Annotated in this window: 15 protein-coding genes; 7 read left to right on the top strand and 8 right to left on the bottom strand. The window is 42.2% G+C overall.

Features of this window, described 5'->3' with window-relative positions; all coding sequences use genetic code 11:
• Position 1: 1 nt before the first annotated feature.
• The 8 genes from ACLPIE_RS06570 to napF form a co-directional block, all read right to left on the bottom strand.
• A complete protein-coding gene (locus ACLPIE_RS06570) occupies positions 2–736 on the bottom strand; it encodes a heme ABC transporter permease (protein ID WP_430260722.1) in 735 nt (244 codons plus the stop codon).
• Positions 737–933: 197 nt separating this feature from the next.
• Positions 934–1,572, bottom strand: a complete 639-nt coding sequence (gene napC, locus ACLPIE_RS06565) for a cytochrome c-type protein NapC (RefSeq protein ID WP_430260721.1) — start codon at positions 1,570–1,572, stop codon at positions 934–936.
• 9 nt (positions 1,573–1,581) lie between these two features.
• A complete protein-coding gene (napB, locus tag ACLPIE_RS06560; RefSeq protein ID WP_430260720.1) occupies positions 1,582–2,031 on the bottom strand; it encodes a nitrate reductase cytochrome c-type subunit in 450 nt (149 codons plus the stop codon).
• Positions 2,028–2,891 (bottom strand): quinol dehydrogenase ferredoxin subunit NapH, encoded by an 864-nt coding sequence (gene napH / locus ACLPIE_RS06555; RefSeq protein ID WP_430260719.1) that lies wholly within the window; start codon positions 2,889–2,891, stop codon positions 2,028–2,030. The genes napB and napH overlap by 4 nt, the downstream gene beginning before the upstream one ends.
• Entirely contained in the window at positions 2,878–3,582 is a 705-nt protein-coding gene (gene napG, locus ACLPIE_RS06550; protein ID WP_430260718.1) for a ferredoxin-type protein NapG, read from the bottom strand. Before napG ends, napH begins: the two co-directional genes overlap by 14 nt.
• 6 nt (positions 3,583–3,588) lie before the next feature.
• Positions 3,589–6,075 carry a nitrate reductase catalytic subunit NapA gene (gene napA / locus ACLPIE_RS06545; RefSeq protein ID WP_430260717.1) on the bottom strand — a complete coding sequence of 829 codons (2,487 nt, stop codon included), beginning with the start codon at positions 6,073–6,075 and terminating at the stop codon, positions 3,589–3,591.
• Entirely contained in the window at positions 6,056–6,334 is a 279-nt protein-coding gene (gene napD / locus ACLPIE_RS06540; protein ID WP_430260716.1) for a chaperone NapD, read from the bottom strand. The genes napA and napD overlap by 20 nt, the downstream gene beginning before the upstream one ends.
• Positions 6,324–6,815: a ferredoxin-type protein NapF gene (gene napF / locus ACLPIE_RS06535; RefSeq protein WP_430260715.1), complete on the bottom strand. Its 492-nt coding sequence runs from the start codon at positions 6,813–6,815 to the stop codon at positions 6,324–6,326. Before napF ends, napD begins: the two co-directional genes overlap by 11 nt.
• An 803-nt stretch (positions 6,816–7,618) precedes the next feature.
• On the opposite strand from napF, the gene nrfA reads away from it, so the two are divergent.
• From nrfA to ACLPIE_RS06500, 7 genes are all read left to right on the top strand, one after another.
• A complete protein-coding gene (gene nrfA, locus ACLPIE_RS06530; RefSeq protein WP_430260714.1) occupies positions 7,619–9,052 on the top strand; it encodes an ammonia-forming nitrite reductase cytochrome c552 subunit in 1,434 nt (477 codons plus the stop codon).
• A gap of 47 nt (positions 9,053–9,099) precedes the next feature.
• On the top strand, positions 9,100–9,669 hold the full coding sequence (gene nrfB, locus ACLPIE_RS06525) for a cytochrome c nitrite reductase pentaheme subunit (protein WP_430260713.1): 570 nt from the start codon (positions 9,100–9,102) through the stop codon (positions 9,667–9,669).
• Positions 9,666–10,337 (top strand): cytochrome c nitrite reductase Fe-S protein, encoded by a 672-nt coding sequence (gene nrfC / locus ACLPIE_RS06520; RefSeq protein WP_430260712.1) that lies wholly within the window; start codon positions 9,666–9,668, stop codon positions 10,335–10,337. Before nrfB ends, nrfC begins: the two co-directional genes overlap by 4 nt.
• On the top strand, positions 10,334–11,290 hold the full coding sequence (nrfD, locus tag ACLPIE_RS06515; protein ID WP_430260711.1) for a cytochrome c nitrite reductase subunit NrfD: 957 nt from the start codon (positions 10,334–10,336) through the stop codon (positions 11,288–11,290). The genes nrfC and nrfD overlap by 4 nt, the downstream gene beginning before the upstream one ends.
• Before the next feature lie 24 nt (positions 11,291–11,314).
• The gene (locus ACLPIE_RS06510) at positions 11,315–13,189 is read left to right on the top strand and encodes a heme lyase CcmF/NrfE family subunit (RefSeq protein WP_430260710.1); all 1,875 of its coding nucleotides are present in this window, start codon (positions 11,315–11,317) and stop codon (positions 13,187–13,189) included.
• A complete protein-coding gene (gene nrfF / locus ACLPIE_RS06505; RefSeq protein WP_430260709.1) occupies positions 13,182–14,228 on the top strand; it encodes a heme lyase NrfEFG subunit NrfF in 1,047 nt (348 codons plus the stop codon). The genes ACLPIE_RS06510 and nrfF overlap by 8 nt, the downstream gene beginning before the upstream one ends.
• Positions 14,229–14,561: 333 nt before the next feature.
• Positions 14,562–14,957, top strand: a complete 396-nt coding sequence (locus tag ACLPIE_RS06500; protein WP_430260708.1) for a hypothetical protein — start codon at positions 14,562–14,564, stop codon at positions 14,955–14,957.
• The last annotated feature ends 251 nt before the right edge of the window (positions 14,958–15,208 follow it).

Raw genomic sequence — 15,208 nt, 5'->3', positions numbered from 1 at the left:
ATTAACGACCTCTCTTATTGACAATATCTAATACCCACGGGCGGTTGCGTTCTAACATCAACAATTGATTACGTAAACGAATCAATGTTAAAGAAATAAACAAAAATAAGTAACCCAAGATAGCAAGACGCAGCGGTGTACGCATAGCAGGATTAATGCTCTCTTGCATACGAGTTGATGGCTGGTGTAGTGTTTGCCACCATTCTACAGAGTAATGAATGATAGGTAAGTTAATCACACCGATTAAAACTAAAATCGCAGCGGCTTTCCCTGCCATGCGACGATCATCAAAGGCATGCCATAACGCAATAATACCGACATACAGAAAAAATAAAATTAATTCAGAGGTTAAGCGTGCATCCCACACCCACCAAGCTCCCCACATTGGTTTCCCCCAAGTGGCACCCGTGACCAGAGCAATAAACGTAAACACGGCGCCAACCGGAGCCATCGCTGCAATCGCTAATTCAGAAACTTTCATCTGCCAGACTAAACCAACAAAAGCCGTGATGGCCATAAAAGCGTAAATCCCCATTGACCACATTGCAGCAGGAACATGAATATACATAATACGATAACTTTCGCTTTGGACTTTATCGGTGGGCGCAAAACCAAAACCCCAGACCCAGCCAACAGCCAAACAAACAACACTCAATATAATAAACCACGGTACTAGACGGCCACATAACCGATAAAGGTTCACAGGAATGGCAAGTTGATGAAGCTTTTTCCACATAGTTTAATTACCCTGGTTTATTATATTGTTAGTAAATACTGCGTAACAGCATCATACAATACACGTTAAAAAAGCAAATTTATTGATTTAACACAAATATAACTTAGGCTGATCATACTCAAGAGCACAACCAGCCTATTTATTCTTCATTGCTTATAATTCATTGGCAAAGCTCATCATAAAATGATCACCTTAAATTAAAAGCCCGGTTCAACCTCTCGCATATCCGGCAATTTATGTGCAATCCCTTTATGGCAATCAATACAGGTTTTCCCTTCAGCGAGTGCCTGATCATGCATTTTTGCTGCAACACCTTTTTGGGCAGTAAAATCCATATACTCAAAGTTATGACAATTACGACATTCCTGAGAGTTATTGTTTTTCATACGCCGCCACTCATTTTGCGCCATTGCTAAGCGATGGTCTTCAAATTTTTGTGGAGTGTCAATGATGCCAAAAATTTTGCCGTATAATTCTTTACTGGCCTGAATTTTACGTACCATTTTGGGGCCAAATTCATGAGGCACATGGCAGTCAGGACAAGTTGCTCGCACACCACTACGGTTAGTATAATGAATAGTATCCATATATTCTTCATAGACATTTTCACGCATTTCATGACAGCTAATACAAAACGCTTCGGTATTCGCCATTTCCATGCCCGTATTAAAGCCGCCCCAGAAAATCACGCCACTCACAAAACCGATTAACAGTAAGGTTCCCAACGCTAAGCGACTTGGCCTACGCCACCAGCGCCATATGCGGCCAATCAAACCAAAGAGTCCTTTACGTGGCTGTTTTTCACCATTGACCTGCTTATCATTGTTATTTGCCATATCCCCCCCTTATTTCCCAAAACCTTTAGATGGGGTAAATGTGTTCTCAATGATTGGCGCAGCATCTGATTGCGGCACATGGCATTGTAAGCAGAAATAGCGGTTTGGTGCCACTTCACCCAGTACTTTACCCGTCGCATCCATAAAGTGGGTAGGACTCACACGTGGCGCACCTGTTGTACGGTAGTTTTCCACACCGTGACATTGTAAACAGCGGTTAGTATTAGTGGTAATTTGATAACCTTCAACACTATGTGGGATCATCGGCGGTTGATTCACATAGTTGAGAGCCATTTTTTCTTGTTCTTTCGGAATATGAATACTACCTTCTGAAGCACTTGAGACTTCTGGTGATTGATTTAGGTCTACACCATTAGCAGCCCAAACAAGACTACTTACAACAAAGGCCATACTCGCCACCCAACGGCTTAGCGTCTTTTTCAGGACAGGATTTTTCATGATTTCACTCCCGAACTCCATCTTAGTGTTATTTTAAAAACATCCTCAGCGCAGACATCGATACAGCGACCACAAGTAATGCAATCTTTATCTGAGATCTGTGCTGGGGCTTGTTTATCTAGGACCGGGGCTCGCAGCACTTGCGGCTCCGGACAAACGTGGAAACAATCCATGCAACGGCTACAATCTTCTTTATTTTCCGCTGTAACCACTAATGCGCCTTTACACCCGGCAACACCGTACAATGCGCCAAGAGGGCAAAGGTGACCGCACCAGCCATGTTCCACGACCAATAAATCGAATAAAAACAGTGCGACAAGCACTAATGCGCCACTGCCAAAACCAAAAATTAGACTTCGCCCCATTAATGAAACTGGATTTAGCCATTCCCACAGTAACGTGCCCGTTAGCGCCGAGCCGATGAGGATCACTCCGAGCAATACATAGCGAAGATAACGCGGTATGGTCGCTGATTGATTGAACTCAAACTTCCGACGTAGCCATGCCGCTGCATCCGTAACAGGATTGACAGGGCATACCCAACTGCAAAAAATACGCTTACCCAGCAAGGCATAAACACCGAACACGATACCGGCACCGATTAACGCGGAGATCCCCGGTAAGTAACCACTTGCAAGGCTCTCTAAGGTAATCAACGGATCAGTCAAAGGCACTGCATCTAACAATAAACTGCTGCTGTAGTTGCCATGTAAGATCCAAACACCAAACCATGGGCCACTGAGAAACATCGCTAGCACCAGTAATTGGCTTGTACGCCTAAACACCAACCATTTATGGCTTTGCCACCAACCTTTTTTTGCCTGAGCTTCACGTCCGGCATCACGTTTACGATTTGCCATTGTTTCCCTCCAGCCAACCAAAACGGTAGTGGTGGCCTAACTCACCTTTTGCTAACGATCTCGGCAATACTTTGATAGCCGCCTCTTCTAACACACAAGCCTGTTCACACTTACCGCACCCTGTGCAGTCGTTGCTATTGACCGTCGGTAAGAACCTAGCGTGTTTACCTGTTCGGTGGTTTTGTTCAAGTTCTAATGTGATAGCTTCATCAATTAGCGGACAGACGCGATAACAGACGTCACACCGCAACCCTTGAAAGTTCAGACAGTTTTCTTGATCGAGTAACACTGCCAGCCCCATACGAGCGTCATTAATCGACTCTATGTCTTTATCCAACGCACCACTTGGACATACTTTGGCGCAAGGGATGTCTTCACACATTTCGCATGGGTTTTCTCGGGCGATGAAGTACGGCGTACCCGCGGCCAAACCCGATGCCAATGTGGCTAATTTCAACATGTCATACGGGCAGGCTTGTACACATTGACCACAGCGCACACAAGCACTTGAAAATGCTTTTTCATCTAGGGCTCCCGGTGGGCGAAGTCTGACTCCGCTTGCACGGGATGTTTGTTGCTGAAGCCCCAGTACCACACCAACAGCCGCTACACCGCCAGCTGCGCGAGCAACATCACGCAGGAAACGACGACGACTGTTCTGGGACTTAGCCTTTTGAGCTTTCTGGGGCATTCGCAATTACACCTTTTCTAATTTAACGGCACATTTTTTGTAATCCGTTTCTTTCGAAAGCGGATCTGTCGCATCCAGTGTCAGGTTATTCACGAGTTGCGCGGCATCGAAGAATGCCATGTACACTAGGCCTTTTGGTGGTCTATTACGGCCACGCGTTTCCACAATGGTGGTAACATCACCACGACGTGAAACCACTTTGACTTTATCACCACGGCGTAAGCCTCTATCCTTCGCATCCAGTGGGTGCATAAACACTAATGATTCAGGGAAAGCACGGTGTAATTCAGGAACACGGCGAGTCATACTACCGGTGTGCCAGTGTTCCAATACACGCCCTGTTGATAGCCATAAGTCATATTCTTTATCTGGTGATTCCGCAGCAGGTTCAAATGGCAGTGCGAAAATAACCGCTTTACCATCCGGTTTTCCGTAGAACTGATAACCCGTGCCCGCTTTCACATAAGGGTCATTCCCTTCGCTATAACGCCACTGTGTTTCTTTGCCATCAACAACAGGCCAACGAATGCCACGCGCTTTGTGATAATCATCGAAGTTGGCAAGGTCATGTCCATGACCACGGCCAAACCCTGCGTATTCTTCAAATAAACCTTTTTGTAGATAAAAACCCAGCTCACGGGATTCGTCGTTGAGTTGGTCGTTGGCTAATTCACTGAGAGGGAATTTAGTCACGGCTTCATTAGCGAATAACACGTCATACAAGGTTTTGCCGCGTAGCTCCGGTTTTTTCGCTAATAGCTCTTCAGGCCAAACGTCATCCGTTTTAAAGCGACGAGAAAACAACACCATCTGCATTAAATCTGATTTTGCTTCCCCCGGTGCCTGAACTTGTTGGCGCCAGAATTGCGTACGGCGTTCCGCGTTACCATATGCCCCTTCTTTTTCTACCCACATAGCCGTAGGTAGGATCAAGTCGGCAGCTAACGCACTGACGGTTGGATAGGGGTCCGACACCACGATAAAGTTGCGAGGGTCACGCCAACCAGGCATACGCTCTTGGTTAATGTTTGGACCTGCTTGCATATTGTTGTTACACATAACCCAGTAAAAGTTCAGCTTACCGTCTTTCAGTGCACGGTCTTGCGCCACTGCGTGTAAACCCACTTTTTCTGGAATAGTACCTGCAGGCAATCCCCAAACACCTTCCACTTTTTCACGGTGTTTTTCGTTAGTCACCACCATGTCCGCGGGTAAACGGTGAGCAAATGTCCCTACTTCCCGCGCGGTACCACAGGCAGAAGGTTGCCCTGTTAATGAAAACGGACCACAGCCTGGTTGAGAAATTTTACCGGTTAATAAATGTAAGTTATAAGCAAGGTTATTTGCCCAAACACCACGAGTGTGTTGGTTAAAGCCCATTGTCCAGTAAGAAACGACCTTCGTTTTTGGATCTGCATACAGTTTTGCTAACGCTTCTAACTGGTCTTTTGGTACACCAGTCATTTCTGCTGTTTTTTCTAAAGTATATTCCGCAACAAACGCTTTATATTCATCCCATGTCATCGGTTCTGATGCATCAGAGCCTGGGTTTTTAGCGCTTTTTTCTAATGGATGAGTCGGACGAAGGCCATAACCAATATCCGTAGCGCCGCGGCGTAAATTAACATGCTTATCAAGGAAATCCTGATTAACTGCATTATTTTGAATAATATAGTTTGCTATATAATTCAGGATCACCAAGTCAGACTGTGGCGTAAATACGATCCCATTATCAGCTAATTCAAAACTACGATGTTTAAAGGTTGATAGCACCGCAACACGCACATCTGGGTTAGTGAGGCGACGATTAGTAATACGTGACCACAAAATAGGGTGCATTTCTGCCATATTTGAGCCCCAAAGGACAAACGCATCCGCCTGCTCAATATCATCATAACAGCCCATTGGTTCATCCATACCAAATGTACGCATGAAGCCAACCACCGCAGACGCCATGCAATGACGAGCGTTCGGGTCTAAGTTATTAGAACGGAATCCCCCTTTAAACAATTTAGATGCAGCGTAGCCTTCCCAAACTGTCCACTGACCCGAACCGAACATGCCGATCCCTTCAGGGCCTTTGTCTTTCAAAGTGGTTTTTACTTTTTCTTCCATGACATCAAAGGCTTGTTCCCAACTAATTGGAGTAAACTCACCATTTTTGTCATATTCACCGTCTTTCATTCGCAGCATTGGCTGTGTTAAACGGTCTTTTCCGTACATAATCTTCGGTAAAAAATACCCTTTAATACAGTTCAAACCACGGTTAACTGGCGCTTCAGGGTCACCTTGGCTTGCCACTATGCGGCCATTTTGAGTCCCTACAAGTACACCACAACCCGTACCGCAAAAACGGCAAGGGGCTTTATCCCATTTAATACTTTCTTGTTGACCAACCACCGCTTTTGCGATGCTTGGTGTGCCAATACCTGCCGCCGCAGCAGCGGCCGCTATCGCATTGGCTTTCATAAAGCTACGACGACTGAGTTTCATAATTTTCCTCACCTTGATCATCCTGCTGGTGGTAAACCAGCGAAACATCTAGCACGCCTTCAATATCACGTACTAAATCAATAGTATCTAATAACGCTCTACTGCCTTGCCCTTCTACAACAACGATTAATTTTCCGTTTTCTGGAGAACTTATCGCCACTTCACAGTTCGAAAATCGAGCTATTTTTTCGCTCACAGCAGACATTCGTTCACTTTTTACTTGTACAATCAAACTGCACACTTGGTAATTACTGTGCATGTTTATGCTCCACGGTAATGGCTGATACAGGGCACCCTGCAACACAAGCACCGCAGCCTGTACAGCCTTGCGTTTCTATTTTTGGCTGGTAAATACCTGCCAGTGAGGGACGAAAAGAGATGACTTCGGGTTCACAACTGTCTTGGCAACGACGACATTCAATCGATAAATAAGCTAGACAATGTTGACCAATAGAAATTGAGATATCCCAAGGTTGGGCATGTTTAGGTAGGAAAATAGGTTGCGGGCACACCTCTGCGCACGAGTAACAAAAAGTACATTCTCCGCGCTTAAAATTGACAACCGGATAGCCACCCGCACCCACTTGCAAAATCGCTGTTTCACAATTTTCAACGCAAGCATTACAACGGGAGCACAATTCAATAAATTGCACTTCACTACCACTCCATGGCGGTCGAACCACTGGGGCTGCACTACGCCACGCACCAGTTAATACTCCCCGGCGGGTGAGATCAACCATGTTTCTTTCCTTTACATTGCCAACAAAAATCTAAAAAAGTTGATAAACCGCATTTTTTATATGTGTATTGTGCGGGAAATATTAACGAGACAGCTTTTAAAAATACATACTACCAAGTAGGTAAAAGTGGTAATTATTTATCTACAACTTAAAATAATAATCCTCCAAACTATTTGTTACCTTACTCACGAAAAAATGCTTAAATAATGAATAAATTATAATTTTTAATTATTATTTAACATCTTTTAACATAATTCATTAAATTAAACCCAAGTTTTAGTTTTCACCACGTTAAATAACCACAAAAAAATACCACTAAAGTGGTATACGTAATATCATTTATCCGAAAAATATATGACCTTTTTTTGACATTACGCAAACTTTATTTCCGAGTTTATTTTAAAAATAACAAATGAAGTTCACAAACCAAAAATAACAATAAAAATCAATGAAATAAAAACAAACCTGCATCAAATAAAAAATAACAACTATTGTTTTTTATAATTAAAAAATAACAGTTTAAAACTAGTGGAATATAACCATATCAATTTTAATAATAACTATTATTTATTATTTTCCGCCTTCCGTTCCCTTAATACAAATTAACTTTTGATCAAAAACAATATTTTTAGTGTGGTTTTTTGTTAAAGATATAAGTTGGCAATGTCCTGATAGCAAAAGTGCGCTTGCTGTTAATCCTATATAACAAAAATATACCCAACATATTTCGAGTTAGTTCCCATCGCCTTAAATAACTCGAAAAATCAAGGAATGGTTGGCTAACATTACTCGAGGCCCCTTTTATGGCAAATATAAGAAATAATGCACTGTACTTATTGAGTTTGGTTGCAGGAATATTTCTATTTACCTCTGTTCATGCACAAACCCCCAATAATGACAATACATCCACCATTAACGCACGAAATGAAACCTTCGAATCGGCTCACCCTGATCAATACCACTCTTGGCGAGCGACTTCCGAGCAATCAAAGCGCGAAGATGCTCTAGCGGAAGATCCTCGCTTAGTTGTGCTTTGGGCAGGATACCCATTCTCTCGCGACTATAACAAACCACGCGGTCATGCTTACGCTGTCATTGACGTGAGAGAAACACTGCGAACTGGGGCACCTAAAGATGCCCAAGACGGCCCATTGCCAATGGCATGCTGGAGCTGTAAGAGCCCTGATGTCGCAAGATTAATTCAAGAACATGGTGAAGATGGTTACTTTGAAGGTAAATGGGCAAAAGGCGGCCCTGAAGTTGTTAACGTTTTAGGCTGCGCGGATTGTCATAAAACAAACTCACCTGATTTTGCCAAAGGAAAACCTGAACTAACGCTTTCCCGCCCTTATGCCGAGCGTGCAATGGAAACGATTGGCAAGCCATTCGATAAAGCAAGTCGTTTTGACCAACAGTCTATGGTGTGTGGCCAATGCCACGTTGAATACTATTTTTCTGGCGATAAAAAAGCCGTGAAATTTCCTTGGGATAACGGAACAAAAGTCGAGCAAATGGAAGTTTATTACGACAATATCGATTTCTCTGACTGGACCAATACATTATCTAAAGTGCCTATGTTAAAAGCGCAGCACCCCGAATATGAAACTTGGAGTGCAGGTATTCATGGTAAAAATAATGTGACCTGTATTGACTGCCACATGCCAAAACTGCAAAACGAGAAAGGCGAATTGTATACCAGTCATAAAATTGGTAACCCATTTGATAACTTCGAACAAACCTGTAGCAATTGCCATACCCAAAGCAAACAACAGTTGCAAGACATTGTTGCTGAAAGAAAACAAGCCATCCAAGAAATGAAGATCAAAGTAGAAGACCAGTTAGTTCGTGCTCACTTTGAAGCAAAGGCAGCTTGGGATGCAGGTGCAACCGAAGAGCAAATGAAACCAATCTTAACCGATATTCGCCATGCACAATGGCGCTGGGACTTAGCCATTGCATCTCATGGTATTCACATGCATGCGCCGGATGAAGGCTTACGTATGCTTGGTGGTGCGATGGATAAAGCGGCTGATGCACGCGCTAAACTGGCTCGCTTACTCGGTTCGAAAGGCATCACAAATGAAATTGCGATTCCAGATATCTCAACCAAAGAGAAAGCACAACAGGCCATCGGTTTAGATATGCAAAAAATCAATGCGGAAAAACAAGAGTTCTTAAAAACGATTGTACCGCAATGGGATGAACAAGCCCGTAAAAATGACCTATTAGCCAAATAACCTAAACTCGCCCGTGACTTAAGGGCGATTTAACCAATGGAGTGAATATGAGCGTACTACGTTCGTTATTAACTGCTGGGGTGCTGGCAACAGGCTTATTATGGGCAGCAGCGGCATCCACAACACCTCAAATAGCACAAGAAAATGCAGGTGACCGTTGGGTTGTTACACAACAACGTAGCGCAGACACTGCCTGCTTAGATTGTCACAAGCCTGACAAAGAAGGCATGCACGGTACCCATGCAGAAGTCGTCAACCCCAATAATAATTTACCCGTGACTTGTACTAACTGCCACGGCAAACCGGGACCGAAACATCGTGAAGGCATCAAAGATGTGATGCGCTTTAATGACCCTATGTATACCGTAGAGCAACAAAACAGCGTGTGTTTATCATGCCACCTGCCTGAACAGCTACAAAAAGCCTTCTGGCCACACGATGTACACGTCACAAAAGTCGCTTGCGCTAGTTGTCACGACCTTCACCCTAAGCAGGACACGATGAAGGTACTGACTGATAAGGGGAAAGTGAAAATTTGTGTCGATTGTCACTCTGAACAGCGCAATAACCCTGATTTCAATCCAGCAGCGGTTAAATTGCGTAAGGAGCAGCCATGAGTTGTTCTCGTCGTCAATTCATTATCTATTCAGGAGCACTGGCGGCGGTAGGAGGGATAGCTGGTCACACGCTAGCTAACACAATGAAAATTGATGGCGTTCGCTACGGTATGATCCACGATGAAAACTTGTGTATCGGCTGTACGGCTTGCATGGATGCATGTCGTGAAGTTAACCAAGTCCCTGAAGGCGTTTCGCGCTTGACTATTATTCGCAGCGAGCCGATTGGCCAATTTCCTGACGTTAAATATCGTTTTTTCCGTCATTCTTGCCAGCATTGTGAAAGAGCCCCATGCGTTGACGTCTGTCCAACGGGTGCCTCTTTTATTGATAAAACTACCGGTATTGTGGATGTGAACCCTGACTTATGTGTCGGTTGCCAATATTGCATTGCAGCCTGTCCATATCGTGTCAGGTTCATTCATCCAATCAATAAAACCGCTGATAAATGTGATTTTTGTCGTAAAACCAATCTAAAACAGGGTAAGCAGCCTGCCTGTGCCGAGTCTTGCCCAACCAAAGCACTGACATTTGGTAATTTAGATGACCCTAATAGCGATATTTCGTTGATGTTAAAAGAAAAACCCACATATCGATTCAAAATCGCACTCGGCACTCACCCCAAAATGTATCGAGTTCCATTCAAATATGGGGAGGTTAGCCAATGACAACAGCTTCAGCTTTCCATTTTGAATCCTTAGTTTGGGACTGGCCGATTGCCGTTTACCTGTTTTTAATTGGTATTTCGGCAGGGCTAGTGGTACTGGCAGTATTGTTGCGTCAGTACTATCCCAATGAAGCTAACAGTAACAGTACGCTAATGCGCACGACCTTAGTTTTAGCGCCAACTACCGTCGTTCTTGGATTACTGATCTTAATTTTCCATTTAACCCGTCCGTGGACATTTTGGAAATTAATGTTTCATTACAGCCCGACCTCCGTTATGTCGATGGGGGTCATGCTATTCCAAGTGTATATGGCGGTACTCGTCGTTTGGCTGGCTAAAATTTATGAAAATGAACTGGTTGCTTTACAACAAAAATGGCTACCAAAATTCAATATTATTCCGCGCCTATTAGCCGTATTAAACCGCGCAATGCGTTTTCTCGATATTGTGATGCTCGTTCTTGCAGTATTGCTGGGAGCTTACACGGGATTTTTACTTTCTGCGCTAAAATCGTACCCATTCTTGAACAACCCACTACTACCCGCTTTATTTCTATTTTCAGGAATTTCTTCAGGAATTGCGGTAGCACTTATTGCATTAGCACTGCGCTATCGCAAAAATATTCATAACAACGAAACAGCCTTTTTACATCGTATTGAAGGCTTTGTCATTTGGCTAGAAATCTTCCTATTGACGGCTTTTTTTGTCGGTTTAGCTTTGGGGGATGACGGAAAAATCCGCTCGTTAATCGCTGCACTAGGTGGGGGATTCTGGACATGGTGGTTTTGGATAGGTGTTGTAGGCTGCGGCTTTATTGTGCCGTTACTCCTAAAAAAATGGATGGATAAAGGCCAAGGGGCAGCGAGAGTCTTCATTGTTAGCGGTGCCAGTCTGCTAGGCGTTTTTTGTTTACGTTTCTTTGTGTTATATGCCGGCCAGCTCACTGTTGCCTGACTCATTCGATAAGAAAGGTGATAATTGGAACTCATACTCCCTGAAATTGGCTTTATCTGCCTGATATTGGCACTGTGTATCGCTAGTTTTCATGCGTTGATCGGGTTTATTAGTCTCTTCCTACATGTTCCGGGGCATATGCCTCGGAGCGTGGTTTGGACTTACTTACCGTTTATTTTTCTCCTTATCGCTTATCTGTGTTTAACCATCAGCTTTATTCAAAGTAATTTTTCTGTCGTCTACGTGGCTCAGCATAGCCATCGTTTATCCCCTTTGTATATTAAAATTGCCGCAGTTTGGGGGGGACACGAGGGGTCCATATTTCTATGGTCACTGCTTATTTCGGGTTGGAGTGCTATCTTTGCTTGGCGCTATCGCCAACAACGTCACCATTTTTTCCCACTGACGCTATCCATGCTCGCGCTGTTCAATGCTGCCTTATTACTATTTATTATTTTCTATTCCGATCCATTTGTCCGAATTTTCCCACCCGCTATCGAAGGACGTGACCTCAATCCTATGTTGCAACATTGGGGGCTTATTTTGCATCCCCCATTATTATATTTAGGCTATAGCGGATTTATGTTGGTAACAGCCATAGCGTTGGCTTCTGTGCTAACAGGTCAATTTAATCAAACCACTGCATGGCTATGTTGGCGCTTTACTGTGCCAAGTTGGTGCATACTTACTATCGGAATTACACTAGGCTCGTGGTGGGCATACAGTGAATTAGGTTGGGGAGGTTGGTGGTTTTGGGACCCTGTTGAAAATGCCTCTTTACTCCCTTGGTTAAGTGCTAGCGCCCTACTTCATAGCCTAGCCGTTTCTAGACGTTCTGAGCAATTTAGCCACTGGTCAATTTTACTGGCCATGATGACGTTTATTTTATCCTTACTAGGTACCTTGATTGTACGCTCAGGGATCTTAATGTCTGTGCATGCTTTTGCCCTTGATAATGTTAGAGCTGTTCCCCTCTTTTTACTGTTTAGTTTTCTCAGTTTAATGACCTTATTGATTTATGGCTGGAAAGCGAAATACATCAATGCGCCATCATCAAGAATGAATAAACGTGAAATTTACTTATTACTCACGTTAATCCTATTTGTCACGGTCTTATTTATCGTGTTAACGGGTACACTTTACCCAATGCTGTACACCTTATTAGGCTGGGGGAAAATTTCTGTTGGTGCCCCTTATTTTAATCAATCACTGCTGCCGTTCGGCATATTGATGCTCTGTATTCTCGCATTTAGTGCATTTAATCCCCCATTTAAAAATAAATTAATGGATAAATGTCGGGGACTATTTATTATTTTATTTTGCGTAATCTTAAGCTTTATTCTGTGGGGACAAGGCTATGTGATTGCCTTTTCCTGTGGTTTCTTAATGGCTATTTTGCTTCTATTTTGGTTGCGCCCAATGACTACAATCCGCCAGCAACTGCCTGCTCTTCTTGCTCATACTGGCGTGATTATTTTTGCCGCAGGTATAGCCCTTTCCATCGGCAGTCGGCAAGAAACCAGTGTTAACCTTCCAGTAGGGCAATCAGTTTCTTTGGCCGGTTATCAATTTCAATTTACAGAGCTTAAATTGGACGCTGAATCTAATTACACAACCGAAAAAGCCATCATACACATTAGTCAAAGTAATCAATTACTGCATAACCTCGTCACCGAGCGGCGTTTTTATACTGCTCGCCAACAATTAATGATAGAACCAGGTATTTATTGGGGATGGATGCGTAACTGGTATGCGGTTTTAGGTGAAAAAACAGGCCCCGATAGTTATGCAATCCGTTTTTATGTGCAAGATGGTATTCAGTGGATTTGGGGAGGTGCATTGTTTATGTGCCTCGGCCTATTAGTGAACTGGCTAATAGGGAGACAAAAACATGTTTAGAATGCTATGTGCCATCTTCCTAATGACATTTTCTTTTATCGCAAATGCGCAGATTGTCGACACTTGGCAATTTAACTCAACGGCAGAGCAAGAGTATTCTTTGCAGATTGCCTCACAGTTGCGTTGCCCTCAGTGCCAAAACCAAAACTTACTAGAATCCAATGCTCCAACGGCGGTCAGCATGCGTCATCAAGTCTTTAAAATGGTGGCAGAAGGCAAAAAACAAGAGCAAATCTTGCAATATATGACCGAACGTTATGGTGATTTTGTTCTTTATAACCCGCCAGTTACACCCGGTACTGCGTTACTTTGGGGATTACCCTGCATTGCTCTAATCGGAATTTTATATTTCATGTTGCGGTTAGCTCGCTTACGAAAACGCCATGTAAGTTATAATAATCCACATGTTGCCAAAACCACTGAACAATTATTTCCTACAAAAATGGGCACTCCCCTGCCACCTAAAAACTATCGTATCAATATTCTACTTTTATTTTTATTGATTCTAGCCACCGTTAGCTACTTCTTTTTTCCTCGTTTTAAACTGGCTTATTTAGAATATCAACGCATTTCCGATCCTCTTTTATCATTTACACCATTACAACAAGAACAAAGTGACTTACTGCGCCTACAAAATGACATTCGTCAATCACCTAAAAACAGTGAACTATGGGCTATACTGGGTGAATATTATTTATATCAAAATAGCTATGACAATGCGCTGATAGCGTATCAAAGGGCACTTAAGTATCGTGGTGAAAATGCACAAATTTACTCTGCCATTGCAACCGTTTTATATTATCAAGCAGGACAACACCTCACTGATGATGCTCATGCTGTAATTAATAAAGCACTTAGTCTTGATAACAATGAAGTGACTGCACTCATGTTAATCGCTTCTGATGCCTTTATGAATGCAAATTACGAGAAAGCAATTAATATTTGGCAAAAGCTATTAGATAGTAATAGCCCTAGAATTAATCGCACCCAATTAATTGAAGCCATAAAAATGGCAAAAATAATGAATAATAAGAATTAATCACATATTTTTTGTATTAATATTTATCACGTACGGAATAAATACAAATTAAACGATCACCATAGTCATAACCCCATCAAGCTCTAATAGTGTCAATTCATTTAAATATGTAATTTTTCGTTTCTTATTGATTACCATTATTTCCTTTCTATATTACATCAAAAAAATTTATGTTAGATTGTCCTGTACAGAAGCCCAAAAGTGAACCTAAAACACATCAAACTAAGTGAAATTAGCGTAAATACTTTTGTTTATGAAAAGCTTAAACGTCATTTTACTTGAGTTAATTGGCCTTATAGGGTCACTAAAATAATCACATAAGAAATAAACACTATGAGAAATAAAATATTTTCAATCTTAGTCATTGGGCTTATTGCTGGTGCTTCCTTTATTGGAGGCGTTGCAAGTAACTACACTCCAGATTTGGGTATTGTTAAAAAATCACAAAAAGCAGTTGAAGACTTTTTAGCTTATCCTAAAACAGCCGAGTATAAAAATGTTAAATATCATGAAATAAGGGAAACGCTAGATCATGGTACGTTAGGCTATGTATGCGGTGAAGTTTTAATGTTTACAAGTCAAAACTCATATTCCTTTAAGCGTTTTATTGTTAAAACTTATCAGCATACTGATGGCCGCAACGTTGTTTCCATACCATTAATTGACACTAACGATAAAGAGTTCCCAGATAGTAATTTTAATGTCATTTGGTATAAATACTGTAATTAATAAAACCATTTAGTTTTTGCGAAACAATAACTATATTTCCTCATATATACATAAAATCATTTTAAATATTATATTTATATTTAATAGCTTCGCCATGAGCTAATATTTTTTTGTAGTTCTGATTAATTCAATGAACGAATAAGCTAAGACAGTATTAAGCAGTGTTTGATGAACAATGGTCAGGTGATTCCCCTATTTCCTTAAGCTACGGCATGTTTAGATAAAATATCGGCTTTTTATACCTTTTCCGC

It is taken from the genome of Providencia sp. Me31A, assembly GCF_050487165.1.
Lineage (GTDB): Bacteria > Pseudomonadota > Gammaproteobacteria > Enterobacterales > Enterobacteriaceae > Providencia.
The sequence above is the reverse complement of the archived record's forward strand: the minus strand, read 5'-3'. Positions and strand labels throughout refer to the sequence as shown.

Coding starts and splice junctions, on each gene's coding strand:
- ACLPIE_RS06570 (WP_430260722.1), bottom strand. CDS start 736: ATGTGGAAAAAGCTTCATCAACTTGCCATTCCTGTGAACCTTTATCGG.
- napC (WP_430260721.1), bottom strand. CDS start 1,572: ATGGCAAATAACAATGATAAGCAGGTCAATGGTGAAAAACAGCCACGT.
- napB (WP_430260720.1), bottom strand. CDS start 2,031: ATGAAAAATCCTGTCCTGAAAAAGACGCTAAGCCGTTGGGTGGCGAGT.
- napH (WP_430260719.1), bottom strand. CDS start 2,891: ATGGCAAATCGTAAACGTGATGCCGGACGTGAAGCTCAGGCAAAAAAA.
- napG (WP_430260718.1), bottom strand. CDS start 3,582: ATGCCCCAGAAAGCTCAAAAGGCTAAGTCCCAGAACAGTCGTCGTCGT.
- napA (WP_430260717.1), bottom strand. CDS start 6,075: ATGAAACTCAGTCGTCGTAGCTTTATGAAAGCCAATGCGATAGCGGCC.
- napD (WP_430260716.1), bottom strand. CDS start 6,334: ATGCACAGTAATTACCAAGTGTGCAGTTTGATTGTACAAGTAAAAAGT.
- napF (WP_430260715.1), bottom strand. CDS start 6,815: ATGGTTGATCTCACCCGCCGGGGAGTATTAACTGGTGCGTGGCGTAGT.
- nrfA (WP_430260714.1), top strand. CDS start 7,619: ATGGCAAATATAAGAAATAATGCACTGTACTTATTGAGTTTGGTTGCA.
- nrfB (WP_430260713.1), top strand. CDS start 9,100: ATGAGCGTACTACGTTCGTTATTAACTGCTGGGGTGCTGGCAACAGGC.
- nrfC (WP_430260712.1), top strand. CDS start 9,666: ATGAGTTGTTCTCGTCGTCAATTCATTATCTATTCAGGAGCACTGGCG.
- nrfD (WP_430260711.1), top strand. CDS start 10,334: ATGACAACAGCTTCAGCTTTCCATTTTGAATCCTTAGTTTGGGACTGG.
- nrfF (WP_430260709.1), top strand. CDS start 13,182: ATGTTTAGAATGCTATGTGCCATCTTCCTAATGACATTTTCTTTTATC.
- ACLPIE_RS06500 (WP_430260708.1), top strand. CDS start 14,562: ATGAGAAATAAAATATTTTCAATCTTAGTCATTGGGCTTATTGCTGGT.